Source organism: Nocardia sp. NPDC051981, from assembly GCF_040680715.1.
GTDB lineage: Bacteria > Actinomycetota > Actinomycetes > Mycobacteriales > Mycobacteriaceae > Nocardia.
This window is the reverse complement of record NZ_JBFAXK010000002.1, coordinates 420,288-445,878: the sequence shown is the minus strand read 5'-3', so window position 1 is coordinate 445,878 and position 25,591 is coordinate 420,288. Positions and strand designations below refer to the sequence as shown.

The window sequence follows — 25,591 nt, the reverse complement described above, 5'->3', positions numbered from 1 at the left end:
GATCGAGGAAGCTACCCATGACTGCACAGACCTCCCGCCGCTGGCTGATCACCGGAGCCAACAGCGGTTTCGGCGCGGCCTTCACCCAGGCCGTGCTGGCCGCCGGGGACGAGGTGGTGGCCGCGGTGCGCCGCCCCGAGACCATGGCGGACGTGGTTGCCGCGCACCCGGACCGGGTGCAGGTGGTGACCCTGGACGTGCGCGACCCGGCCGCCGCCGAGCGGGCGGTGAAGGAGGCCGGGCGGATCGACGTCCTGGTCAACAACGCGGGCTACGGCATCGTCGGCGCGATCGAGGAGACCACCGAGGCCGATCTGCGGGACGCCATGGAGGTCATGTTCTTCGGCCCGCTGCGGCTGACCCAGCTGGTCCTCCCCCAGATGCGCGAGCGCCATGCGGGCGCCATCGTCCAGCTGACCAGCATGGGCGGGTTCCTGTCCTTCGCGGGCGTGGGCGCCTACAGCGCCGCCAAGGGCGCGCTGGAGCTGGCCAGTGAAGCCCTTGCCGCCGAGGTGAATCCGCTCGGCATCCAGGTGCTGATCGTCGAACCCGGGGAATTCCGAACCGGTTTCGCCAAGCCCGCCGCCCTCACCATCGGTTCCGCCATCCCGGACTACGCCGGCACCGTGAGCGCCATCCGCGACGGCCTGCCCGCCTCCGACCAGCAGCAGCAGGGCGATCCCGGCAAGGCCGCGGCCGCCGTCCTCGCGGTGATCGGCCAGGCGGACGCCCCGTTGCGCCTGGCCCTGGGCCCGGACGCGGTCGGCGCCATCCGCGGCAAGCTGGCCACCGTCGCCGCCGAGCTGGACGCCACCGCCCAGCTGGGCCTGACCACCGGCTTCGACGATGCCTGAGCCCGGAAATGCGAGCAGCCCGCCGATCGGTCGGCGGGCTGTTCGGGTGAGCGCCGGATTACATAGCGGCCAGCGACGCGCTTCCGGTGCTCATTGCGGCGACGATGTTGGCGAGTGCGGCGAGAATTTCCATGGGGTACCTCATCGGTTCGGGGCAGGGGAACCCGCAGCCTGGGCGACCCAGGTTACGAGCGAGCAATCAGTAGGTGAACACAGTAGAGCGATTCGCTCAGAGTTGCCGTATGTCTGTTGTGACCGAAATTGTGTAACGGACGTCACAGGCCGCTGTTACGGTGACGCTACCGCCGTCGGGTCCGGGCGGTGGACGGCTCGTCAACGGAGGTGGTCCGCATGGCCTCGGTTCTGCATTCGGCTCGGCAGCGCATGGCGCACACCGGTGAGGCGCTCAAGGGCCTGAGGCGTTTGCGGGAGCTGGGGTTGAGCGATTCCACCGATCCGGTGGGGACGGTCCGATTGCTCAGGGACGCCAGGGTTTTCGGGCCGCCGGCGACCGCGGTACGGCGCGCGGCGCGCCTGTTCGGGGACCGGCCGGCCCTCGCGGACGAGCGGGGTGAGCTCACCTACCGCGAGCTGGACGAGCAGTCGAACGCGCTGGCGCGCGGATTGCAGCGCAACGGTGTCAAACCGGGCACCGTGGTGGGCGTGCTGGCCCGCGACCACCGGGGCCTGGTGCTGACCATGGTGGCGCTGGGCAAACTCGGCGCGCGGCTGGCGCTGATGAACACCGGATTCGCCAAACCGCAGTTCGCCCAGGTCTGCGAGCGCGAGAACGTGCGAGTCGTATTGCACGACAGCGAATTCCTCGGCCTGCTCGACGCCCTGCCCGAGGACCTTCCGCGCATCCTGACCTGGGTTGACGAGGGCACCGAAATACCATCCGGCACAAAAACTCTGGACGAGCTCATCGCGGCCAACGCGCCGACGCCGCTGCCCGCGCCGAAGCAGCCGGGCGGCTTCATCATCCTCACCTCGGGCACCACCGGCCTGCCCAAGGGCGCCCCGCGCGAACGCACCGGACCGCTGTCGACGGTGCAGATGGTGGACCGCATCGACTTTCCGCAGCAGGGCACGATGGTCATCGTCTCCCCCATCTTCCACTCCACCGGGTTCGCGACCTGGCTGACCGCGTGCGCCTTCGGCAACAAGGTGGTGATGGCGCGCCGCTTCGACGCCGAGCGGACGCTGCGCCTGATCGCCGAGCACCGCGCCGACATGCTGGTGGCGGTGCCGACCATGCTGCATCGAATGGTGGAGCTGGACAAGGAGATTCGCCAGCAGTACGACACCTCCTCGCTGACCGGGATCGTGCTCGCCGGTTCGGCGCTGTCGCCGGAGCTGTCGGTGCGCACGGCCGAGGTGTTCGGGCCGGTGCTCTACAACCTCTATGGCTCCACCGAATGCGCGATCGCCTCGGTCGCCCGGCCCGAGGATCTGGCCCTCGCGCCGGGGACGGCGGGACGGGCGCCGCTCACCTGCGAGGTGGCGCTCTTCGACGACGACGGGCGGCGCGTCCTCGCCAAGAACGTGACGGGCCGAGTCTTCATCCGCTCGGGCTCGCCGTTCAAGGGCTACACCGACGGGCGGATGAAGGAGGTCATCGACGGGTACATGTCCAGCGGCGACGTCGGGCACTTCGACAATCGCGGACTGCTGTTCATCGACGGCCGCGACGACGACATGATCGTCTCCGGCGGCGAGAACGTCTTCCCGCAGGAGGTCGAGAACCTGCTGCTGGAGCGCCCCGACGTATTCGATGCGGCCGTGGTCGGCGTGGACGATGTCGAATTCGGTAAGCGCCTGCGCGCGTTCATCGTTCCCGAGCCCGGCGCGAAGCTCGCGCCCGAGGAGATCAAGACCTATGTGAAGGACAATCTGGCCCGCTACAAGGTGCCGCGGGACGTCTTCTTCCTCGACGATCTGCCGCGCAATGCCACCGGCAAACTGCTGCGCCGGGTCCTCGTGGAGTACGAGCCACCCCTCGCGAGTCAGTAGGCGGCACAGCGCCGAGTCGGTAGGTGGCACAGCGCCAGTCACTAGGCAGCACAGCGCCGATGCCGCCCGCGACATGGCGGCAATCCTGGGATCCCCACCACGAGCTGCGCGGTTTATTCGTAACCGAGAGTAACGGAGACCTCGGCCACACCCCCGGCTGCCTGCGCTTGCTAGGGTTAGCACCGCACTGGATCTCGATGTTGCGGTCCGTCGGCCGACTCGTCCGGCGGGGGATCGCGGAAGGTTGTACCCATGTCACTTGCCCTTCCATCGGCTGGCACGGTTCTACGCAAGGCCGGCGATACGGCGCTCAGCGTCAATGCCATGGTCCGAGGGGGACTCTTCAATCCGCTGCGCCCCGATCACGCGGTGCGCTCGGCGCTCAATGTGCTGAAGTTCGGTCCGTTCGCGGGCGCGGTCGTGCACGCGGCCAACACCAATCCCAAGTCCGCGGCCATTGTCGACGAGCGCGGTGAGCTGACCTTCGAGCAGCTCGACCAGCAGTCCAATGCCTTCGCGCGCGGCCTCGCCGCCCAGGGCCTGGGCCCCGGCGATGTGATCGGCGTACTGGCCCGCGACCACCGCGGCATGGTGCTGAGCCTGGTCGCCGCCGGCAAGCTGGGCGTGCGCGCGGTGCTGATGAACACCGGCTTCGCCAAGCCGCAGTTCACCGATGTGGCCGCCCGCGAGAACGTCAAGGCGGTGCTGCACGACAGCGAGTTCTTCGATCTGATGTCGGCCATTCCGGCCGCGATTCCGCGCATCCTGACCTGGGTCGACGAGCAGGACAATGCCGACCCGTCGATTCCGACCATCGATTCGGTGGCGGCCGGGCAATCCACCGCGCCGCTGGCCCCGCCGGCGAAGCCGGGCGGCATGGTCATCCTGACCTCGGGCACCACCGGCACCCCCAAGGGCGCGCCGCGCGACAAGGTCAGCCCGTTCATCACGGCCCAGTTCCTGGATCGAATCCCGTTGCCGCGCAACAGCACCGTGGTGATGGCCGCCCCGATCTTCCACGCCACCGGCCTGTCGCAGTTCACGCTGTCGATCGCGCTGGGCAACCGGGTGGTGTTCCAGCAGCGCCGCTTCGATCCCGAGGGCACGCTGGCCAATATCGAGAAGTTCCGCGCGCAGGGTCTGACCGTGGTCCCGACCATGCTGCAGCGCATCCTGGACCTGCCGGAAGAGACGCTGGCGAAGTACAACCCGGCGGAGACCCTGAAAGTCGTCTTCGCCGCCGGCTCGGCCATCCCGCCGGACGTCGTCACCCGCACCCTCGACTACTTCGGCGAGACCCTCTACAACGTGTACGGCTCCACCGAGTGCGCGGTCATGACCGTGGCCACCCCGTCGGAACTGCGCAAGGCCCCGACTACCGCGGGCAAGGCGCCGGTCGGCATTCGCGTCGCGCTCTACGACGAGAACCGCAAGCGCATTTCCGCGCCCAACGTGACCGGCACGATCTTCATCGAGAACGGGCACTCCTTCAAGCAGTACACCGACGGCCGCACCAAGGAGTTCGTGGACGGCCTCATGTCCTCCGGCGACGTCGGCCACTTCGACACCGACGGGCTGCTGTTCATCGACGGCCGCGACGACGACATGATCGTCTCCGGCGGCGAGAACGTCTTCCCGCAGGAGGTCGAGAACCTGCTGTCCAACCGCCACGACATCCTGGAGGCGGCGGTGGTCGGCGTCGATGACCGCGACTTCGGAAAGCGCCTGCGCGCCATCGTGGTTCCGGGGCCCGACTCCAAGCGGGACGTGCAGGAGATCAAGGACTACGTGAAGGAGAACCTGGCGCGCTACAAGGTGCCGCGCGAGGTGATCTTCCTCGATGAGCTGCCGCGCAATGCCACCGGGAAGCTGCTGCGCAAGCCGCTGATCGAGATGGAAGTCACGGAGAAGTAGCCAAAGCCGTTAGCGCCCCGCCGGTTAACGGCAGGGTACGGATAGGGGCGAGATCAGGTCTGGTTATCATCAGCGCGTGAACATCGAATCCGGCCGCTCTACAGCGCATTCCCGCAGCATCGCTGCGGGAATGCGCGGTGGAGCGGCCGGTTCGGTATCCGGGGCGCTCGCGGTGGCCGCGCACGGCTGGATCTCGGGGGCCGCGCCCCTGGAGTCCGGTCCACTGACGCTGCTGGTCGCCGCCTCGGCCGCGGTCGGCGCGGTGGTGGCGAGCGTGCACACGCTGCGCGCCACTGCGCTCGGGCTGGTGGTCGCGCTGATCGGCGGGCAATTCCTGGGTCACTTCAGCATGATGTGGGGCTCGCCGGGCAGCATGCACCATCACCACCACAATGCCTCGATGTGGAGTCCGGCCATGCTGGCCGCGCACATCGTGGCAGCGTGCGCGGCGGCCGTCGTCATTCTCGGTGCGGAGGCGGCCTATCGGATCGGCACCACGGTGCTGTCCTGGGCGCTGCCGCTACCTGTTTCACTACCGGTGCTCATCGGGCCGCCGCTGCTGCCCATCGCGCACCGGGATCTCGTCGTGCTGCGCATCTTCGCGGCCGACGTCTTCCGCACTCGCGGACCACCCGCGCTGGTTCGAGGCTGATTCTCTTCTTCTCACACCCGGGCACACGGGCTTTCGCGTTCGTGTGACTTCGCTGTACGCCCGCGTCCGTCGTGGTGGCGTCATGCGCGTCCGGGCATCCCCATGACCGCTGTGCACACGCGGTGGCAGTCGCGTGCGCACCATGAGGGGGTCATGGTGTGCCCTGACATGCGCTGCCTCGACGTGTTCGCTCTCCGTACCGCGTGTCCCCGGGCGTTCCCTCGAACCCGAAAGATCGCTGGTGACAATCACTGACAGCGGTGTCGATACGACACCGCCGCCCTCCCCTACCCGGACGACGGAGCCGCCGCCGTCCGGCCCGCCCCCGAAACGTGGCGCGGGCAATGCCTTTCAGTCGCTCATGCTGCGACTGCACTTCTACGCAGGCGTTTTCGTGGCGCCGTTCATCCTGATCGCGGCCGTGACCGGTGCGCTGTACGCGATCTCGCCGACGCTGGAGACCGTCACCTCCAGCGGCCTGCTGCACACCGATTCGACCGGCCCGGCCAAGCCGTTGCGGGAGCAGGTCGCCGCCGGGCAGGCCGCCGAGCCGAATCTGGCGCTGGTGGCGGTGGCCCCGGGACAGCACGCCGGGGAGACCACGCGCGTGCTCTTCAGCGATCCGTCGCTGGGCGAATCCGAGCGCCGCGCGGTGTTCGTCGACCCGGTGACCGCGCAGCCGGTGGGCGACAGCGTCGTCTACGGCAGCTCGGGCGCGCTGCCCATGCGCACCTGGATCGACCAGCTGCACAAGGATCTGCACCTGGGCGCGTTCGGCCGCTACTACAGCGAGATCGCAGCCTCCTGGCTGTGGCTGGTGGCGCTGGCCGGGCTGGTGCTCTGGTACCGGCGGGTGCGGGCGCGGCGCGAGAAGCGGTCGCCCGGCTGGCTGCTGCGGCCGGATCGGTCGCGGACGCGTGCCCGGACACTGAATTGGCATGCGGTGGTGGGTGTCTGGATCCTGCCGGTGCTCCTGCTGCTGTCGGTCACCGGTATGACCTGGTCGAAGTACGCGGGTGAGAACGTGACCCAGCTGCGGCAGGCGATGAGCTGGACCACGCCCGCGGTGAGCGCCAAGCTGCCCGGCTCGGCCGGTCCGGCCATGTCCGCGGGCGGCGAACACGATCACCATGGTGGCGGTGCGGCCGCGGCCATGCCTCCCGCCGACAAGGCGGCACTGGTCGACACCGTGTACGGCGTCGCCCGGGCCAATGGCCTGACCGGGCCCTTGGAGATCAGCATTCCGGCCAAGGACGGCATGGCCTTCGTGGCGCAGGAGCTGCGCCGGCCCGGCCAGTACACCCGCGATGCCATCGCGGTGGACGGCGCGACCGGCAATGTCACCGACAAGCTGCCGTACTCCGACTGGCCGCTCATGGCCAAGCTCACCAACTGGGGCATCCAGTTCCACATGGGCCTGATGTTCGGCCTGGCCAATCAGCTGTTGCTGCTGGTCATCATGGCGGGGCTGGTCACGGTGATCGTGCGCGGCTACCTCATGTGGTGGCGGCGCCGCCCGACCGGGAAGTCGAGGCTCGCCGCGGGCAAGGCCCCGCGCCGGGCACTGGCGCAGACCCCGCTGATCGTCCTGGCGCCGTTGGCAGCGGCCGCCGCGGTGGTCGGCTGGTTCGCGCCCATGATCGGCATTCCGCTGCTGGGCTTCCTGGTGATCGACGTGCTGGTGGGTGTGGGAGCCCGCCTGCGCGCCACCGCCTAGTCCACGAAAACCGCTGAGCGACACGGCCTCCGGGCCGTGCCGTCGGCCAGTCACATCCTTTCGCGGCTCACGCACATAACAGAGCCGCGCCATTCGTGCGGACCCTGACCCGCACTGACGAAAGACGAAATCTGATGAAGCTCAACAAGTTCGCCGTGTCCGCCGCCCTCGTGACGACCGCGCTCGGGGTCACCGCCGGAACCGTGAACGCCGCACCCGCCCAGTCCGACGCGGGTGTCGTCAACTACAGCGCCACCACCGGCGAGAGGGACCTGACCATCCGCACGGATGCCGGGTCGCTGGTGGTGGACAACGGCGTCCTGAAGATCAAGGCCGCCGACGGAACCACGGTCGCGGGCACCGAATTGTCGTTCCGGGTGGACGATTTCGTCTTCCCGATCGCCGCCGACATCCACGACCGCGTCGCCACGCTCACCCCGCAGTTCGACACCGCCCACGCGGTCTACCAGCCGGTCGCGCTGCCCTTCGAGAACAGCGCCCCCTGGAAGTCGGACTACGAGCGCGAACAGGCCGCCTGGAGCCGCATGACCAGCACCATCTCCATGGGCGCCACCGTCGGCACCCTGGCCGGCGGCCTCGGCGGCGCGGCTCTCGGCTGCCTGCTCGGCGCCGTCGGAGCCGCCGGCCTGGTCACCCTCGGCTCCGCAGGCGTCCTCGCCGCCATGTTCGTGCCGCTTCTCGGCGCAGCCGGTACCGGCTGCCTCATCGGCGCAGGTGCCGTCGGCTTCGTCGGCACCATCGCCGGCCAGCTGTTCGTAACCGCCCCGGTAGCCATCGCCGCCGCGGTCCAGTACTTCACAACCATCACCCAGCCCTCGATCACGCCCGCGAAGTAACCCGAAACCCGTTGCCGCCGGCCGATCCACCGACTTCCGGATCGGCCGGCGGCACCGTGGCCACAACCGAAAATGGGTGTCCCGCCACCATCTACACCGACCCGGGCGACAGCAGCACACCAACGGTCACTGCTGACATACCGCCGAACTGACCGAGGCCGGGCGAATGACCCACACGCACTACAGTTTCGCGGCTCGGCGAACAGCGCGTTGCTCGGCGCAGGGTCACCGCTCGAGTCCGGCCGCACGTGGATCCAGTTACGGCAGACAGCCTCCGACGTCGAGTTGGAGATACAGCGCGGGTCAGGGAAGGCGGTGGGCTCCGGCCGAGGGGGTGGCCGTGTAGTCGTGGGGTGGGAGGAATCCCTTGGTGGCGAAGGATTCCCGGATGGCGGTGACGATGTCGGGGGTGTCGTCGCGGTCGGCGAGGGCGAGGATGCTGCCGCCGAAGCCGGCGCCGGTCATGCGGGCGCCGTGGGCGCCGGCGGCGAGGGCCGCGTCGACGGCGGCGTTCAAGGGTGGGGCGGAGACTTCGAAGTCGTCGCGGAGGGATTGATGGGCGGCGGTGAGGAGGGGGGCTACGGTGCGGGGGTCGGCACCGGTGCGCAATTGTTCGGCTATTTGCAGGACACGGGCGTTTTCGGTGATCACGTGGCGGGCGCGGCGGCGGAGGAGGGGGTCGGTGAGGCGATCGGCTTCGGCGGCGAAGGGGATGTCGCGCAGGGTGGGGGCGTCCAGTTGGGCTGCGGCGGCGGCACATTCGGCGCGGCGGGCGGCGTAGTCACTGTCCACCAGGCGGTGGGGGGTGCCGGTGTCGATGATGAGCAGCGTCAGGCCGAAGGCGGCCAGGTCGAAGGGGATCTGCTCGGTGGCTCCGGTGCGGGTGTCGAGGAAGAGGAGGTGGCCCGCGGTGCAGAGGAGAGAAGCGGACTGGTCGAGGGTGCCGGTGGGGACTCCGGCGTAGACGTTCTCGGCGGTGCGGGCGATGTCGATGAGCTCGGTGTCGGTGATGGCAGGGGCGAAGAGGTCCCGCAGGGCGATGGCGACCGAGCAGGACAGGGCCGCCGAGGAGGACAGGCCCGCGCCGATCGGGACGGTGCCGTCGAGGTCGAGGTGAATGCCGGGAACCTCGTGGCCGCGTCGCTCGAATTCGCGGATGACGCCGAGCGGGTAGCGTGACCAGGCGGGGAATTCGGACCAGCCGCCGGCGGCGAGGGCGGCCGTGGTGGTGTCGACGGGGTCACCGGGCGCCTGCCGGGATCTCAGCCGCACCACACCACCCGGCCCGGCCGCCGCGGTGCAGGTCACACCCAATGGCAGGGCCATCGGGAGCACGTAGCCGTCGTTGTAATCGGTGTGCTCACCGATGAGATTCACCCGGCCCGGGGCCCACCAGCGTCCCGCCGTCGTTTCCACTTCCGGCTCCTGTTCACAGGTTCGCGCAGGCCGTACGGTTCGATTCGCTGGGGAGCATAACGAGTCTCGCGGAAAGTGATCCTGCGGGTTCGCCGAACTCCGCTCCGGAGCGGCCGTTTTCATGTCATGATCGGTTCGGTTGCCCAGATAGTGGCAGCGCCTTTTCTCTACCGGGCACTCTGCCACCGCTGCGCGGGACCTATGCTCGTACCGCAACACTCGGTTGATGATCGGCGGTGTCTTTTCGAGTACTGCTCGGACAAGGGGGGCTGGTGGGAACGGACGCACAACCGGCCGAACGGTCTGGTCCGCGCTTCAAAATCTGCTGGCGCACCGTGCTGTTCATCGGTGGCGTGCTCATTCTCGGCTTGCCCATGGTGGTCAATACCCGCGCGGTGGCCCTGGGCACCCTGTTCGTGTCGGTGGCCATCAGCCTCACCATGATCGGGCTCGGTGTACGCAGGTACCACCCCCGCCATCCCCTGCCCTGGTATCTGCTGTCGGCGTCCGCCGTGCAATTCGCCATTGGCACCGGGCTGCGCCACATCTCCGAATCGCAGCGCCACCCCTTCGACGATCTCTTCACCCTCAGCGGGTACTGCTGCGTAGGCGTGGCCGCGGTGCTGTGGCTGCGTCCCCGGCAGAACAGCACCGACCACGATCTGCTGCTGGACTCCGGGCTGATCGGCCTGGGCGCGCTGCTGCTGTCGTGGACCTTCCTCATCTCACCGGTGCTGCACATGACGCACCACACCTACTTCACCACCATCACCTCGGTCGCGGATCCCATCGTGGATGCCCTGCTGCTCACCGTGATCGTGCACTCGGTGATCACCTCGGCGCGCTCGGAAACCTCGCTGCGGCTGGTGCACCTGGCCATGCTGGTGATCCTGGCCGGCGACCTGGCCTACAACCTGGAGACCGCGGGCTCGGCGGTATTCGGCCGCCAGATCCAGCTGCTGCCACTGCAACTGGGCTTCACGCTGATCGGCGCGGCCGCCCTGCACCCGAGCATGGTGGTCCTCGGCGAACCGCGCGACATCCATCCGCACCGGTCCCGGCAGCGGGCCAGCATCATCGCCATCGTCATGATCGTGGCCTCGCTGGTGCCGGTGGTGGGCTCCAGCCTCGACACCCTCGACCGCGTGGTGGTGTCCTCGCTCTTCGCCCTCCTACTAGCGGGCGTACTACTACGCAGTGAACGCGCCATCGAACGCAGCGCCCGCAGCGAACGGCGTGCGCAGTATCAGGCAGACCATGACATGCTCACCGGGCTCCTGAACCGCGCCGCCCTGCTGCGGGCGCTGCATCGTAATCGGGAGCGTTGGGCCGGACAGTCTTTGGCCCTGCTGTTCATCGACCTCGACGGCTTCAAGCGGGTCAACGACAACTACGGCCATGCGGTGGGTGACGAGCTCATCGCCAATGCCGCCGCCCGCATCCGCCGTGTGATCCGCCGTGATGACGCGGCCGCCCGCTATGGCGGTGATGAATTCGTGGTGCTCGCCCCGCTGGCGCAGCAGCAGGCCCGCCAGCTGGCGGAGCGGCTACTCGCCACCCTGGGTGAACCGTTCGAGTTGAGCGCCGCCGAGGTGCGAATAGCGGCCAGTATCGGAATCGCCTGCACCAAGCCACGAGAGACCGAGACCACCGTCTACGAGCTACTGCGCGAGGCGGATTCGGCCATGTACCACGCCAAGGAATACTCCCTCGGCTACATCTTCCACGACGACCTGCGTCGCGGCCGTCCCGAATCCGGTCCTCGCACCTGGCAGCGCGAATCCGCGGTATGACCCGGAAGCGGCCCAGCCCCACACGAAAAGGGTTGGGCCACCGGTCTTCGCGCCGGAGTTACCCGCGTGGAATCTCGTCAGGCCAGGTCTTCGAGTAGCCGACGGGCCGATTCGAGTTCGGCCTGCAGCTGCGCGACCTTGGCCTGCTGGGCGGCGCGGACCGACTCGTGGATGGAGTCGACGACCTCGGCGAATTCGGGGTGGAGAATCTTGGCGGCCTGGGCCACAGCGGAACTCGTGACCGGCAGGCCCTTGATAGTGCGCTTCTTGCCGTTCACGACATCCAGGGTCCACTCACCCTCGGCGGTGCCGCTGAGGGTGACCGTCACCTCGGGAGCCTTCGGCTTCTTCGCGGCGGCGCTGTTGGCGGCATTGCGGGCCGGACGCGACGCGGCGGGCTTGGCCTTGGCCTCGGGCGCGGATTCCGCAGCCGGCTGCGGGGTCTCGACCTTGGCTTCCGGAGCGGGCGAAGCGCTCGGCGCGCTGGCCGGCATCGTCACGGGAGACGACATCGTCACGGTGGGTTCCTTCCTGGTTGCCGTTTTCGGTTGAGCTCCGGCCGGTTTGGCCGGGTTCTGCCGGGCCGGTTTGGTCAGGGTCACCTCGGTGGGACCGAAGGACAGCACATCCTTCGAGCCCGTCGGCTTCACCTGCAGGAAATCCCCCTCGGACGGATCCCCGAGGGACATCACCTTTCCGGAACGGCCTTCCGGGACGCCGACCGCCACCGCGGTGAACCACACCATCGGTGGCCGGCCCGCGTCGATTTCCGCGGCGATCTGCCGAATTTCGGTATCCGACAAGGGCTGTGGCTTGGTACGGGTCGACATGGGGCACTCCGGGCGGACGGGGCGGACATCTGCGTGCCAAGAGCATGCACCATGGCACCGACAAATCCACATCCGGAGAACGCACATGGTCACCGCCCGAGAGCCAGTGAACCGTCAGCTATTCCTACTGGTGCGGCCCACAGAGCATGGCCGGCGTTGGTGATCCTAAGCGTCCGCCCCTGTCCCCGCGCAACTTTCGAGGCAGCGCGACCGCCCGGCCGCCCGATTCGCGAGCATCGGTCAGAGTTGCTCGACGCCGCGCAGCACACACCGGACGGTCTGCGGCCGCGACACCGGATTCAGCCGCGTCTCCGTGGTGAAGTCCTGCGTCGAGCCCGGCGCCACCAGCACCTCGGTGCGTGTCCGTTCCAGATCGGTGGATTCCGGCGACATGAAACTGATCACCACCAGATACCGGTGCTCCACCACATCCCGATTGCTCACCACCGCCGTCGCCTGCCAGCCCGCCGAGGTCCCCGCGCAGGCGGTGACGAAGGCGCTGCGCTGCATCTCGCCCGAGTCGCTGGCGGCCATCTCGCTGTTCGCCTGGTGTACATGCGCGGCATCGGTGTGGCCGGCGTGCGCGCATCCGGTCAGCAGCGCCGCACATCCCGAGACGACACCGACGAGACCTCGGCCGGGGGTGATCATGAATCTCCCATTCCACCGCGCACTTCCGCCCCCGCACTCCTGTTGCGGCTGATTAGCCGCGCGCCGAGAGTACCCCAGCTCGACCGCGTGTCGTCACATGACGGCACAGGCGTGTCGCGCCCGGAAACCTGCCGTACGCTCGCTTTTCGCGCGCCCGCGCAGACCTGCCTACGATCGACCGGGTGAAGGTTCTCGGAGCATGCCCACTCGACTGCCCGGACGCCTGCTCCTGGGTGGTGGACGTGCAGGACGGCCGGGCGACCGGCCTGCGCGGCAACCGCGAGCACCCGGTCACCCGGGGCGCGCTGTGCGTGAAGGTGAACCGCTACCTGGACCAGGTCCACTCCCCCGAGCGCCTCACCCGGCCACTGCGCCGGGTCGGCCGCAAGGGCGAGGGCCGCTTCGAACCGATCACCTGGGACGAGGCGCTCGACGAGATCGCCACCCGGCTCACCGGCATCATCGCCGAGTACGGCGGCGAGGCGGTCTGGCCCTTCCACGGCACCGGCTCCCTCGGCTACATCCAAGGACTGGAAGGCTTCTCCGGCCGGCGGTTGTTCAATGCGCTCGGTGCCTCCCTGCACGACCCGACCATCTGCTCCGTCGCGGGCAGCACGGGGCTGAAATACACCCTGGGCACCGCGGGCGGCATGGACCCGGAGCAGCTGGCGCAGTCGCGGCTGATTCTGCTGTGGGGCACCAATCCGCTCAGCTCCGGCCATCATGTCTGGAAGTTCATCCAGGACAGCGGCGCGTACACGGTGGCCATCGATCCGGTGCGCACCCGCACCGCCGAACGCTGTGACGAACACCTCGCCCCGCTGCCCGGCACCGACGCGGCGCTGGCGCTGGGGCTCATGCACGTCATCGTCGGGCTGGGAGCCGAGGACACCGAGTTCCTGGAAACCCGCACCGAGGGCTGGCCCGAATTCCGCGAGCGCATCGCGGAGTACCCGCCGGAGCGGGTCGCCGAGATCACCGGGCTGCCGGTGGAACGCATCGTGGCTCTGGGCGAACGCATCGCCCGCACCCGGCCCACGGCCATTCGCGCCTCGCAGGGAATGCAGCGGCACGCGGGCGGCGGGATGGCGCTGCGCACCCTGGCCTGCCTGCCCGGTGTCACCGGCGACTGGGCGATTCCCGGTGGCGGACTGCACTATTCGACCAGCGGGCATTTCCGGCTCGACACCCCCGCACTGATGCGATTCGATCTGCTGCCGCGTCCGGTGCGGACGCTGTCCATGACCCGCATGGGCGAGGTGCTGCTGGACACCGACGGACCGCCGGTCAAGGCGCTGTTCGTGATCGCGGCGAATCCGGTGGGCTCCAATCCCGATCAGCGCCGGGTGATCGAGGGCCTGTCCCGCGAGGATCTGTTCACCGTTGTCCTGGAACACTTTCCGACCGACACGGTCGACTACGCCGATATCGTCCTCCCGGCCACCATGCAGCCCGAGCACCTCGATGTGCTGGCCGCGTACGGCAATCTCTATCTGGTCTGGAACGAACCGGCAGTGACCCCGCCCGGTGAATGCCTGCCCACCACCGAGACCTTCCGCCGGTTGGCCCGGCGCCTGGGGCTTGCCGAACCGGCGCTGTACGAGTCGGATGAGGACCTGGCGAACCAGCTGTTGAAACAGTACGACGTCGACCGGCTGCGCGCCGACGGCTTCCTGAAGATCGATCCGCGCCCGGTGCCGGTGGACAAACTCCGGTTCGTGTCGGACCGCGCGGCGCGGGCGGGACACGATCCGCTGGCCGGGTACACCCCGCCCGCCGATCCGGGCGACGGACTGGTGCTGATTTCCGCGGCGTCGCACTACTTCCTGAACACCAGCTTCGGCGTCGATCCCGAATTACGCAGGCGCGCAGGCGAACCGACCGTCACGATCCATCCCGGGGACGCGGCGGCGCGCGGCATCGCGGACGGCGATCCGGTCACCGTCCACAACGATCGCGGCTCCTTCGAGGCCGTCGCCGAGGTGTCCAACCGGGTCCGGCCCGGTGTCGCCGCGACCACGAAGGGCCGCTGGGCCAAGCACTCCGGCGGTGCGACGGTGAATGCGACGGTCGCGGAACGTGATTCGGACTTCGGCGGCGGCGCGGTGTTCCACGACAACCGGGTATCGATCACCCCGCGCCGCTGACTGCGCCGGTCAGGAGGTGGCGTCGAGAGTCTCCAGGACCCGCCGCGCCTGGTAGTCCGCGCCGAGCTGGTTGGGGTGGAACGGCACCGCGAGCCCGACCGGGCTGCCCGAGAACGGCAGCAGCCCCTCCACCCAGCGGGTGCCCACGGGCTGACAGGCGTCGTGCCCGGAGCTGCCGTCGTAGGTGTCGACGAACTCGACCCCGGTCTCGGCGGCCACCCGCCCGAGCATGTCGTGCAGTTCGATCAGCTTCTGCCCCAGCCAGATCGCATCGGCGTCGGAGATGGGGATCTCCGGCCAGCAGCCGCCGTCGAGGCCGATGCCCTCGAAGTAGTCGAGCAGCAGGATGCGAGCGTGCGGGGCGCGCTCGCGAATACCGGCGATGGTGGCGGCCACCCGAGGTTCGGTGCGGGCGATGTTCTGCGACATCCGATCGACGCCTCCCACCACCATCTCGTTCAGGCAGGGGCTGACGGCCGGGTCGAGGGTGATGCAATCGGTGACGGTGGCCGCGAGACCCGCGTCATTGCCGCCGATTTCGAGGGTGACCAGGTCGGTGTTCTCGGCCAGCCGGTCGAACTGCGGCGCGTTGTCGCCGAGCGCGGTGTGCTGCGGCCGGGTCATGTCGGCGGTGACCGCGCCGCCGCAGGTGGCGTCACGGAACACCGGCACGGCCAGGGCCGCGGCGACCTGCTTGGCGTAATTGTGGACGCTCTGCACGCACGGCGCCGGGGTGAAGGCGGTGGTGAGCTGGCTCAGGGTGGCGTCGGCGGCCCAGGAATCGCCCAGGGCCACATACTCGTTGACGGCTGCGCCGGTGCCGGGGGTGGCGGGTTCGGCCTGGGCGGCGGCGGTGGGTACGAGGGCGGCGAGGGCGGCCACGGTCAGCAGTGCACGCGAGGTCTTCATGTCGGTTCTCCCCTGGACCAGCCCAATACCGAACATTGAACTGTATTCAGCTCGGAAACCTAACAGCTGCAGGACCGCGGCGCGCGGCGAATTGAAACAATCCTCGGCCGCAACCGCTCCCGGCTCAGACCCGATCCACCGACTCCCAGCGCTCGCGTCCCGGTGATTCCACCCGTTCGTAGCCCAGCAGGACATCGTGGGCGACCTCGCCGTCGGCGACCGTGACCCTGCTGAACACCGCCGGGTATCCCCGGGCCATCACGGTGTAACGCCCCTCCGCCAGATCCGGCACGGCGTAGCGGCCGGTGTCGTCGGTGCGGGTCACGGCGATCAGATCACCGGCCTCGTCCAGCACCGTGATCTGGGCATCGGGCACGCCGTGCCCGCGGTCGTTGCAGGCCGATCCGGCCAGCACCGCGCGCGGCGCCAATTCGATGTCGTGGCGCAGCATTCCGCTGTCCGGCACGGTCAGGGTGACCGCGGAGGGACGCATGTGATCGGCCACCGCGACCAGCGTGTAGGTGCCGGCCAGCACGCCACGGCAGATGAAATCGCCCTCCGGGGTGGTGACCGTCGAGCCGACCACGTCACCGAACGCGTCGGTGAGGGTGATGGTCGCATCGCCGAGCGGCGCACCGCGTCCCACTGACCGCACCACGCCCGACACCTCACCGGATCCGAGCAGCGCCACATCCAGGCGGTGCGAGCGGCTACCGACCGAAACGGTCACCGCGGCGGGCTGATAACCGAACGCCGACACGATCAGCACGTAGCCGCCCGAACGCGGGACACCGATGACATAGCCGCCGTCGGATTCGCCGACGGCTCGCGAAACCTGGCGTCCGCGTTGGTCGATGAGGGTGAGCACGGCGTCGGGCACCGACTGTCCGTCCTCGCGGTGCACGCACCCCGACACCGACAACCCCGATGGCTCGAGGACATGGAACTCCGGCTCGGGTTCCGGATCGAGTTCGGGTTCCGGCTCGAGTTCGGGTTCCGGCTCGGCGATCTCCTCCACGACCGGCGTCGGAACATCCTGCAGCGGAATCTCTTTCATGAACATGAGCACGAACGCCGCCAACACCGCCACCGCGGCCGCCACGACGAACACCCCGCCCATGGCGTGGGTGAATCCGGTCAGGATGGGTACGCGGAGCTGGTCCGGCAATGCCGCGATGCCGCTGGTGTTGCTCTGGATCCGGCCCAGCTGCCCGGCGTCGAATCCCGGTGGCAGCTGTCCTCCGAAGGCCGCCAGGATCTTGCGCGGCAGCAGGTTGAACAGGATGGTCAGGAAGACCGCGACGCCGAGCGTGCCGCCCATCTGCCGGAAGAAGGTGGCCGACGCGGTGGACACACCCATATCCGAGCGCGGCCCGGCGTTCTGCGCGGCGATGATGAGCGTCTGCATGCACCCGCCGAGGCCGAAACCGATGATGCCGCAGTACAGCAGCGGCTGCCACAGCGGGCTGTCGTAGTGCACCAGCGCGAACAGCACCGACCCGGCGCCGATCACCAGCGAGCCGAGGATCGGCAGCACCTTGTAGCGCCCGGTGAATTTGGTGATGAGCCCGGACAATTGCGCGCCCAGCATGATGCCCACCACCAGCGGCAGCATGAAGAGCCCGGAGCGCGTGGGCGAATATCCGCGCACCACCTGGAAGTACAGCGGCACCAGCACGATCGCGCCGAACATGGCGACACCGACGATGAACCCGCCGAGGATGGCGATGCTGAAGGTGCGATTCGCGAACAGCCGCAGCGGAATCAGCGCGCTGTCCTTCATGAGGAATTCGACGATCAGGAACAGCACCAGTCCGGCGCCCGCGATGCCGTAGCAGAGCAGCGCGCGAGGGGAGCCCCAGCCCCAGTCGCGGCCCTGCTGGGCGACGATGAGCAGTGGAACCGTGCCCGCCGCAAGGGTTATCGCCCCCGGCCAGTCGGTGCGGTGGCGGTGCCGCGCGAAGGGCACGTCCAGCACCTTGCCGACCACCAGTAGCGCCAGCACCCCGATCGGCACGTTCACCAGGAACACCCAGCGCCAGCCCGCGAGCCCGAGAATGCGGTCGGCATTGGAGAAGAAGCCGCCCAGTACCGGTCCCAGCACCGTGGCGATGCCGAAGACCATCATGAAATAGCCCTGATACCTGACCCTTTCGCGGGGCGGCACGATATCGCCGATGATGGTGAAGGCGAGCGACATGAGCCCGCCCGCACCGACGCCCTGCAGCGCACGGAATCCCGCGAGCTGGTACATGGAGGTGGCGAAGGTGCAACACACCGAGCCGATCACGAAGATGCCGATGGCGATGAGGTAGCAGGGTTTTCGGCCGTAGATGTCGGCGAGCTTGCCGTAGAGCGGCGTCGAGATGGTGGCGGTGATGAGGTAGGCCGTGGTGGCCCAGGCCTGTTTGTCGAAGCCGTGCAGGCTGTTGGCGATGCGGACGATCGCCACGCTCACGATGTTCTGGTCCAGCGCCGCCAGGAAAACGCCCAGCAGCAGGCCGGACAGGATGGTCATGATCTGACGGTGCGACAGCGTTCTCTCGATCGGCGCTACCCGGTCGCTCGGTGCCGGGGCGGCCGGCGCGACCCGGACCGGCGCCGCCACCCGTGCCGGGGTGGACACCGATGTCTGGGTGGAGATGTTGGTCATGTTTGGGGCCCTTGTCGGATTTCGGCTGTCCGTGCGTGCGGTGCTACTCGAAAAGACCTCGCCATGAAGCAATTCGGGCAGCTTACTCCCGCCGATCGGGGCCCCTCACACGAGGTGGTGGTTACGCCTCCGTTTGCGCGTAAAGCGGAATACCGGTGTGGAAGAAGCGAATGAGCCGCCCGATGCGCACGCAGTGGTCGGCCCCGCGCTCGAAGTGGTGGGCCAGCAGCGCGATATCGATGGCCATGGCCGATCCGTGCGGCCAGCCGTCATCGGCCGCCAGCTCCATCAGCCGGCCACGCAGCCGCTCCAGGTTCTCGTCGCGCGGCACCAGGGCGCGATCGCGCGGCGGGTTCTGTGCCGCAATCACTTTGCCCGCCAGATCGGTGAGATCCGTGACCGCGGCGGATATTTCCGCGAGCAGGTCGAGGACGTGCTGCGGGGCCACCGCATTCGGGTAGCGGCGCACCACCACATCGGCCACCCGGCTCAGGGCGCGGCTGACCGCCAGCAGGTCGTCGGCGATCTGCATGGCCGTCACCACCTGGCGCAGGTCGCGTGCCACCGGCGCCTCCAGGGCGAGCAGGATGACCGACCGGTCCTCACATTTCGCGTGCTCGATCTCCACCTGCTCTTCGAGCGCGAACACCTCGTAGGCGGCGGTCAGGTCGCTGCCGAGGAGCGCCGCCGCGGCCCGTTCGGAAGCCTCATGCGTCAGCCGCGCCATATCCGCGAGCTCATCGGTCAGCGCTATCAGCTCGCTGGAGAATTTCGTGCGCACTCGCATATCTTGGCCGCCCACCCGCATGCCTGCACACTATCGCGGCAAAACCTTTATCCCCGAATGGCTCTCGGTTCTCTTCCCGAGGCTGAAACCGACCGCCCGGTCGGGCGTGCGGCGGCTCCACGGCTACTGCCTGGCCGCAGGGCCGTTCTCGGTGCGGTGCAGCACCCAGGTGCCACGGCCGGCGGCCTTGGCGCGGTACAGGCCGACATCGGCGTCGTCCAACAGCTTTTCGGCATTCGCGCCGGCAACCGGCGTGACAACGGCGCCGATGCTGGCCGACAGCGACAGCAGATCGCCAGGACCGACCGGAACCGGGTCTCGCAGCGTCGCGAGCATGGTCTCGGCGGCCGCGTGGGCCGTGTCGTCGTCGCAGGGCGGTGCGAGCAGCGCGACGAACTCGTCTCCGCCGATGCGGGCCGGCGTGACCGTCGGCGAGGTCAGGGTCGCGTCGAGCCTGCGGCCGACCTCGGCCAGCACGCTGTCTCCCGCGTGGTGGCCGTAGCGATCGTTGATCATCTTGAACTCGTCGAGGTCGAGGAAGCACAAACCGATGTGATCGCCGGGACTGGCCGCCGCCACAATGGCCTCCATCTGCTCGAGCAGACAATGACGATTCGGCAGACCCGTCAACGGGTCATGACGGGCCTCCCACCACAGTTTCTGCTGCATGGCCCGCCGTTCGGTGATGTCCTCCCCGACGGCGAGCACGCGCACCTCACGTCCGTCCGCGTCGCGCACCAGCGTCATCGTCCATGCACCCCAGCTGACGCTGCCGTCGGGGCGACAGAAGCGGCCCTCCAGGTACGCGGTGCCGCTTCTGCGCTTGAGCAAACCGACGACCGCGTGCCGGAGCTTGTCGCGGTCGTCGGGGTGCATCAGGTCCAGCGCGGACACCCCCGGCAGATCCTCCTGGTTCATCCCGACCATCCGTGCCGTCGTGGAATTGGCCTCGAGCGTGATGCCGTAGTCGTCGTAGAGCGCGATGGCCACCGCGGCGTTGTCGAACACCACGCGGAAGCGTTGCTCGGCAGCCTGCTGGGTGCGGGCGTGGACATCCAGCAGCTCGGTGGTGTAGCCGCGAGCAAGCTCTCCCAGGAGCGCGCCGAACCGCTGTGCTCGATCCGGGCGCCGTGACCGCTCCAGCAATCCGGCCAGCACCGCCGCGGTCGAGGTCATCATGGCGGGGACCGTCAGGTTCGACCGGACCATCTCGACCCCGACTCGGCATGCGGGCGACGGATCGAACGACTCGGCCGACAGGGCGGCTTCCAGCGTGACGATCCATCCCGTCGTCAACTGGCGGATGTCGGGCGGCACAGATGTCGGAACGCCATCGCAATCGACCAGGGCCGCCGACCATTCCCGCGCCATCTCGGCAACCTCACGACCGTCCATCCATGAGGACCTTCCTGCATCGCCGGACCATCGAGGTCCAGCACTTCCCTCCCCACTCGCTAACAATGAGCATACGAAAGAACCGCTGTGCCCGTGCCGGCACCGGCCGACCGAGCTAGGCCGGCGCGGGCTCAGCCGCGGGCCGCACCCGGGCCCGGGCGGTGCCGAGGATCGAGCCCAGGATCACCAGCGGGAAGCCGATCGCCATGCCCGCGGTGAGGGGCTCGTCCAGCATCGAGACGCCGATCAGCAGTGCCACCGCGGGATTGATGTAGGTGATGACGGTGGCGCGCGACGGGCCGACCTCGCCGATCAGGGCGAAGAAGACCACGAAGGCCAGCGCGGTGCAGATCAGGCCCAGGCCCACCACCGACCAGCTCGCTCCGGCCGGGAAGCGAGAAGGCATCCGCCACAACGCGAACGGCAGATAGATGGCGGCGGCGAAGATCAGCGACCCGGTCACCACGCCGATCGGTGGCAGCTCGGTCAGTTTGCGGTCGATGATGATCGGGCCCAGCGCATAGCCGATGACACTCACGCCGATGGCCGCCAGCGCACCCAGATTCGAGACGTCGATATCCAGACCGACCAGGGCGGTCACGCCCGCGAAGCCGATCACCAGGCCGAGAATGCGCCGCGGATCGAGGCGTTCGTGCCCGAGGCGGGTGGTGAGCACGATGGCGATCAGGGGCACCGCCGCGATCAGCAGACCCACCGTCGAGCTGGTCAGCCTGGTCTCGGCGCGCCCGATGAGCAGCCACGGACCGGTGATCTCGACGATCGTGTACATCAGCACCCAGCGCCAGTGCCGCAGCGCCGGCCGCAGCACCCGGGTGGACAGCGCGATGGGCAACAGCACCAGCGCACCCAGGAGGGTCCGCCCGAAGGCCACGAACACCGGATCGAAATCCCGCACCGCGACCCGGATCATGGCGTACGGCACACCCCAGATCACACCCATGCCCAGGAACAGCAGCCAGCCGCGCTTGCTCACCGCCCCACCCCACAACCTCGTCGCACGACACGCTCCTTCCGAATCCCCGGGAGCGTAAGCCACGCCGCCGACACGCTGAATCGGTCGTCCGAACGCCCTGGGCGTCCGAACTATTTCGGTCAGGCATGCGACACCCGCGAACAGAGCGGTGAAAACTTTCCCAGCGAGAAATATTGCCCACTGGGCACGTTTTGCGCATACTGGAGTCATGCCGGACGAACAGACCCTCGGTCTCCGCGAACGCAAGAAGCTCGACACCCGGAAAGCCTTGAGCGACGCGGCACTTCAGCTCATGTTCGAGCGAGGCCTGGAGAACGTGGTGCGCGAGGACATCGCCGCCCGCGCGGGCGTGTCCGTGCGCACCTTCAACAACTACTTCTCCGGCAAGTACGACGCGCTCGCCTACCGGCATCTGGCCCGAATCAGCAGCGCCGTCGAGATTCTGCGCTCCCGTCCGGCGAACGAGCCGCTGTGGGAGTCGCTCACGGCGGCACTGCTCGAGCCACTCGAGTCGGAACTCGCCGAGTCGCCCGGGTATCTGCCCTCGCCCACGGAGCTCGCCGAGGTCCGGAAACTGGTGGCCGCCCCCGAGACTCGGGCCCTGCTGACCAAGGGCGTCGAAGACAACCTGATCATCGCCATCGCCGAACGCACCGGCACCGACCCGGAACTCGATCTGTACCCGCGGCTGGTGGCCGGGGCGGCCGGCGCCGCGCTGCAGGCCGCCTTCGAGGTCTATGTGCGCACGGCGCCGACCGTCCCCGTCACCCATCTGCTCCGCCAGGCCCTGTCCGCGCTCGCGGCGGGCCTGCCGCAACCACCGGCATAGCAGCGCCGCTCTCGCCGGTTTCTCCAAATACCCTCAACGACAAGAGGTTTATTTGCCATGCCCGAAAACACCGTCGACATCGTCATCGCCGGAGCCGGACCCAACGGCCTGATGCTCGCCTGCGAACTCGCACTCGCCGGCCTCCGCCCGATCGTGCTGGATCGGTTACCCGCACCCAGCCCCGAACCGAAGGCCAACGGCCTGGCCGGGCAGGTGGTCCGGGTCCTCGATATGCGGGGACTGTACGGCGCGTTCAGCGGCAGTCCGGCCGCACCGGCCCCGACCCCGCGCTACATCTTCGGCGGCTTGCCGCTGGATCTCACCGCCGTACAGCCGAATCCGGTGCACCTCGTCTTCAAGCCGCAACCGGAGATGGTGGAGATCCTCACCAAGCGCGCCATCGACCTCGGCGTGGACCTGCGCTGGGGACACGAGCTGACCGGCATCGACTCCGCCGGCGACCAGGTCACGGTCACAGTGTCCGGACCCGACGGGCCCTACCCGCTGACCGCTCGCTTCCTGGTCGGGGCCGATGGCGGAAAGAGCCTGGTGCGCAAGCGGATCGGGATCGAATTCCCGGGCATCACCTCCGACGGGCATGTCAGCCGGGTCGGGCATGCCACCCTGCCCGACGAGTTCCGTTCCGGCGAGGGCGGCATCGAGATTCCCGGGGTGGGCCGGTTCGGACTCGGCCATCACCGGCTCGAACGCGGCATCTTCATCTACGCCGAACTCGATCCGGGCCGGCCGATCATCGGAACCATGGAATTCCAAGGCGGCGAGCAGTTTTCCGACGACGAACCCCTGACGTTCGAGGAACTGCGCGAGAGCGTCGAACGCGTCCTCGGCGCCCCGCTGCCCATCACGCCGCCGCCCGGCCCGGGTCCGCACACGCTGCGCCGCACGATCGGCCAGAACACCCGGGTGGCGCAGCACTACCGGCAGGGCGCCGTCTTCCTGCTCGGCGATGCCGCGCACGTGCATTCGGCGATGGGCGGGCCCGGGCTGAACCTCGGCCTGCAGGACACCGTCAACCTCGGCTGGAAGCTCGCGGCCGAAATCCGGGGCTGGGCGCCCGAGGGCCTGCTCGACACCTACGAGTCCGAGCGTCACCCGGTGGCCGAACGCGTGGTGATGTACTCGCTCTCCCAGGCGGCTCTGGTCTCCCCCGGTCCGGAAATCACCGCTCTCCGAGAGCTTTTCGGTGAGCTGCTGCGGCTCCCGGCGGCGGCCGCCCATATCGCCGGGCTGCTGGCGGGCTCGGACATCCGCTACGACGTCGGCGACGATCATCGGCTGTCCGGCTACTTCTTCCCCGACTGCGCCCTCGAAACAGCCGGCGGCCCAACCCGGATCGCCGAACTCCTGCGTGACGCCCGGCCCCTCCTGCTGACCTTCGACGCCGCCCTCGATCCGGTCGCCGCCGCGGCGGGCTGGACCGACCGCGTCACGCCCCTCGCCGCCACCGCCACCGACGCACCCGCCGCGGCGCTGCTGATCCGTCCGGACGGCTATGTGGCCTGGGCGATCGACGACGTCACCCCGGCCGCTCGGGAGAGCCTCCGGAACGCGCTGCACCGATGGTTCGGCGCACCCGCTCCCGACGCCGCGGCCGGATAGGAGGATCGCGGGCTCGGTCAGGAGTCGCCGGGCAGCCGACCTGATCGAGCCCGTCGGCAGTTGTCGCCGCCGGTGTCCGGATCCGTGGCCCTGCGACCAGCGTGATCGCGCCGGCCCAGGGCCACGGGTCCTGGGAATCCGTGAGCGGTCGAACTAGAGTCCTCCCATGGCGACATCGGCGGCGGAGTCGACGGCGGGCGGTAACGGGGCGGCGGAGGCCGGGCGGGCCGCACGGAAGCAGGTGCCACGTCGATCGCTCGGTGAGTGGAAGCCGACGGCGGATCGGGAGGATCCGATAGCGGTGCTGGAGCGTCAGGCCGCGACCCGGGTGCCCGATCTGGTGGAGATCCGGTACGCGCGCATGGCGGCCGGGCAGTTCCCGTTCTATCGGGGTGCGCCGGCGATCATGGCGGCCGATCTGGCGAGCGGGCCGAACACCGGGCTCACCGTGCAGTTGTGCGGGGACGCGCACCTGTCGAACTTCGGCTTGTTCGCCTCGCCGGAGCGGTCACTCGTGTTCGACGTCAACGACTTCGACGAGACCCTGCCCGGGCCGTTCGAATGGGATGTGAAGCGGCTGGCGGCCAGCGTGGCGGTGGCGGCGCGGGCCAATGGGTGCGACGACGCCGAGGCGAGCGGGGCGGCGGCCGCGGCGGCGCAGGCCTATCGCGAGGCCATGGTGCGGCTGGCGGATCTGGGTGAGACCGACGTCTGGTACGAGATGGTGGACGCCGAACGGGTCGCCGAGCTGCTGCGCCCGCACGACCGCAAGCAGACCGAGAAGGTGATCAGCCGGGCGCGGGCGCGCACCAGCCTGCAGGCGCTGGACAAGCTCACCGAACCCGGACCCGATGGCGTGCCGCGCATCAAGGCCGAGCCGCCGCTGCTCAGACCGATACCGAAAGAGCTGCACTCCGAGCTGCTCTCGGTGCTCTCGAACTACCGGGACACGCTGCCGGAGGAGCGCCGGGTGCTGCTGGATCGGTACGAATTGCGGGATATCGCCTTGAAGGTCGTGGGCGTGGGCAGTGTGGGCACGCGCTGCTTCATCGTGCTGTTGACCGGCCGCAATACCGGCGATCCGCTGTTCCTCCAGGTGAAGCAGGCCGAGAATTCGGTACTGGCCGCGCACCTGCGGAGCAGCAAGTTCCAGCATCAGGGGCACCGGGTGGTGCACGGGCAGCGGCTCACCCAGTCGGCCGGTGACATCTTCCTGGGCTGGGCGACCGGCTCCGATGGGCTGTTCTACTACTGGCGGCAGCTGCGAGACATGAAGGGCTCCTTGGTCATCGACGAGATGTCGGCGGCGCAGCTGCGGCAGTACGCCGGCCTGTGCGGGCACACGCTGGCGCGTGGCCACGCGCGATCGGGAGATCGGGTGGCCATCGCAGCGTATCTCGGCGGCAACGACGTCTTCGACCAGGCCATGGGGGCCTTCGCGCTGGCCTACGCCGATCAGACGGCGGCCGATCGCGAATCCCTGCTCGCCGCCATCGAATCCGGTCGCGTCACGGCCGCCGAGAACCTCGCGCCGGTGAAGAACGGGCAGTAGGCGTGCCG

Annotated in this window: 19 protein-coding genes; 11 read left to right on the top strand and 8 right to left on the bottom strand. The window is 68.8% G+C overall.

What is annotated here, in order from left to right:
* Positions 1-17: 17 nt before the first annotated feature.
* The 6 genes from AB0L60_RS05920 (at position 18) to AB0L60_RS05895 (ending at position 8,007) form a co-directional block, all read left to right on the top strand.
* Entirely contained in the window at positions 18-854 is an 837-nt protein-coding gene (locus tag AB0L60_RS05920; RefSeq protein ID WP_364607882.1) for an SDR family NAD(P)-dependent oxidoreductase, read from the top strand.
* 351 nt (positions 855-1,205) lie between these two features.
* A complete protein-coding gene (locus tag AB0L60_RS05915) occupies positions 1,206-2,867 on the top strand; it encodes an acyl-CoA synthetase (RefSeq protein ID WP_364607879.1) in 1,662 nt (553 codons plus the stop codon).
* Between the two features lie 252 nt (positions 2,868-3,119).
* Positions 3,120-4,781 carry an acyl-CoA synthetase gene (locus tag AB0L60_RS05910; protein ID WP_364607876.1) on the top strand — a complete coding sequence of 554 codons (1,662 nt, stop codon included), beginning with the start codon at positions 3,120-3,122 and terminating at the stop codon, positions 4,779-4,781.
* Between the two features lie 76 nt (positions 4,782-4,857).
* The gene (locus AB0L60_RS05905) at positions 4,858-5,433 is read left to right on the top strand and encodes a hypothetical protein (RefSeq protein ID WP_364607873.1); all 576 of its coding nucleotides are present in this window, start codon (positions 4,858-4,860) and stop codon (positions 5,431-5,433) included.
* 361 nt (positions 5,434-5,794) lie between these two features.
* Complete coding sequence (locus AB0L60_RS05900; protein ID WP_364608564.1) at positions 5,795-7,150, top strand: PepSY-associated TM helix domain-containing protein; 1,356 nt, start codon at positions 5,795-5,797, stop codon at positions 7,148-7,150.
* 134 nt (positions 7,151-7,284) lie between these two features.
* Entirely contained in the window at positions 7,285-8,007 is a 723-nt protein-coding gene (locus AB0L60_RS05895) for a hypothetical protein (RefSeq protein WP_364607870.1), read from the top strand.
* A 303-nt stretch (positions 8,008-8,310) separates the two neighbouring features.
* On the opposite strand, the gene galK is transcribed toward AB0L60_RS05895, so the two are convergent.
* On the bottom strand, positions 8,311-9,423 hold the full coding sequence (gene galK / locus AB0L60_RS05890) for a galactokinase (protein WP_364607867.1): 1,113 nt from the start codon (positions 9,421-9,423) through the stop codon (positions 8,311-8,313).
* Positions 9,424-9,695: 272 nt separating this feature from the next.
* Here galK and AB0L60_RS05885 point away from each other — a divergent pair, with 272 nt between their 5' ends.
* The gene (locus tag AB0L60_RS05885; protein WP_364607864.1) at positions 9,696-11,216 is read left to right on the top strand and encodes a GGDEF domain-containing protein; all 1,521 of its coding nucleotides are present in this window, start codon (positions 9,696-9,698) and stop codon (positions 11,214-11,216) included.
* A gap of 77 nt (positions 11,217-11,293) precedes the next feature.
* On the opposite strand, the gene AB0L60_RS05880 is transcribed toward AB0L60_RS05885, so the two are convergent.
* Together AB0L60_RS05880 and AB0L60_RS05875 are read right to left on the bottom strand one after the other, a co-directional pair.
* On the bottom strand, positions 11,294-12,046 hold the full coding sequence (locus AB0L60_RS05880) for a DUF6319 family protein (protein ID WP_354840504.1): 753 nt from the start codon (positions 12,044-12,046) through the stop codon (positions 11,294-11,296).
* A 240-nt stretch (positions 12,047-12,286) separates the two neighbouring features.
* Positions 12,287-12,697 (bottom strand): hypothetical protein, encoded by a 411-nt coding sequence (locus tag AB0L60_RS05875; protein ID WP_364607860.1) that lies wholly within the window; start codon positions 12,695-12,697, stop codon positions 12,287-12,289.
* A gap of 182 nt (positions 12,698-12,879) precedes the next feature.
* Between AB0L60_RS05875 and AB0L60_RS05870 the strand changes: the two genes are divergently transcribed.
* On the top strand, positions 12,880-14,844 hold the full coding sequence (locus AB0L60_RS05870) for a molybdopterin oxidoreductase family protein (RefSeq protein ID WP_364607857.1): 1,965 nt from the start codon (positions 12,880-12,882) through the stop codon (positions 14,842-14,844).
* A 9-nt stretch (positions 14,845-14,853) separates the two neighbouring features.
* Here AB0L60_RS05870 and AB0L60_RS05865 read toward each other — a convergent pair whose 3' ends face one another.
* The 5 genes from AB0L60_RS05865 to AB0L60_RS05845 all read right to left on the bottom strand — a co-directional run bounded on the left by AB0L60_RS05865 (position 14,854) and on the right by AB0L60_RS05845 (position 21,582).
* The gene (locus AB0L60_RS05865) at positions 14,854-15,753 is read right to left on the bottom strand and encodes an SGNH/GDSL hydrolase family protein (protein WP_364607854.1); all 900 of its coding nucleotides are present in this window, start codon (positions 15,751-15,753) and stop codon (positions 14,854-14,856) included.
* A 124-nt stretch (positions 15,754-15,877) separates the two neighbouring features.
* Complete coding sequence (locus AB0L60_RS05860; protein ID WP_364608561.1) at positions 15,878-18,271, bottom strand: MFS transporter; 2,394 nt, start codon at positions 18,269-18,271, stop codon at positions 15,878-15,880.
* 256 nt (positions 18,272-18,527) lie between these two features.
* Entirely contained in the window at positions 18,528-19,187 is a 660-nt protein-coding gene (locus tag AB0L60_RS05855) for a PhoU domain-containing protein (RefSeq protein ID WP_364607851.1), read from the bottom strand.
* Positions 19,188-19,316: 129 nt separating this feature from the next.
* Positions 19,317-20,588 carry a diguanylate cyclase gene (locus AB0L60_RS05850; RefSeq protein ID WP_364607848.1) on the bottom strand — a complete coding sequence of 424 codons (1,272 nt, stop codon included), beginning with the start codon at positions 20,586-20,588 and terminating at the stop codon, positions 19,317-19,319.
* 115 nt (positions 20,589-20,703) lie between these two features.
* Entirely contained in the window at positions 20,704-21,582 is an 879-nt protein-coding gene (locus tag AB0L60_RS05845) for a DMT family transporter (protein WP_364607845.1), read from the bottom strand.
* 208 nt (positions 21,583-21,790) lie between these two features.
* Here AB0L60_RS05845 and AB0L60_RS05840 point away from each other — a divergent pair, with 208 nt between their 5' ends.
* The 3 genes from AB0L60_RS05840 to AB0L60_RS05830 all read left to right on the top strand — a co-directional run bounded on the left by AB0L60_RS05840 (position 21,791) and on the right by AB0L60_RS05830 (position 25,583).
* Positions 21,791-22,411 (top strand): TetR family transcriptional regulator, encoded by a 621-nt coding sequence (locus AB0L60_RS05840; RefSeq protein ID WP_364607842.1) that lies wholly within the window; start codon positions 21,791-21,793, stop codon positions 22,409-22,411.
* A 57-nt stretch (positions 22,412-22,468) separates the two neighbouring features.
* Positions 22,469-24,031, top strand: a complete 1,563-nt coding sequence (locus AB0L60_RS05835) for an FAD-dependent monooxygenase (protein WP_364607839.1) — start codon at positions 22,469-22,471, stop codon at positions 24,029-24,031.
* 166 nt (positions 24,032-24,197) lie between these two features.
* Complete coding sequence (locus AB0L60_RS05830) at positions 24,198-25,583, top strand: DUF2252 domain-containing protein (RefSeq protein WP_364607836.1); 1,386 nt, start codon at positions 24,198-24,200, stop codon at positions 25,581-25,583.
* Positions 25,584-25,591: the final 8 nt, after the last annotated feature.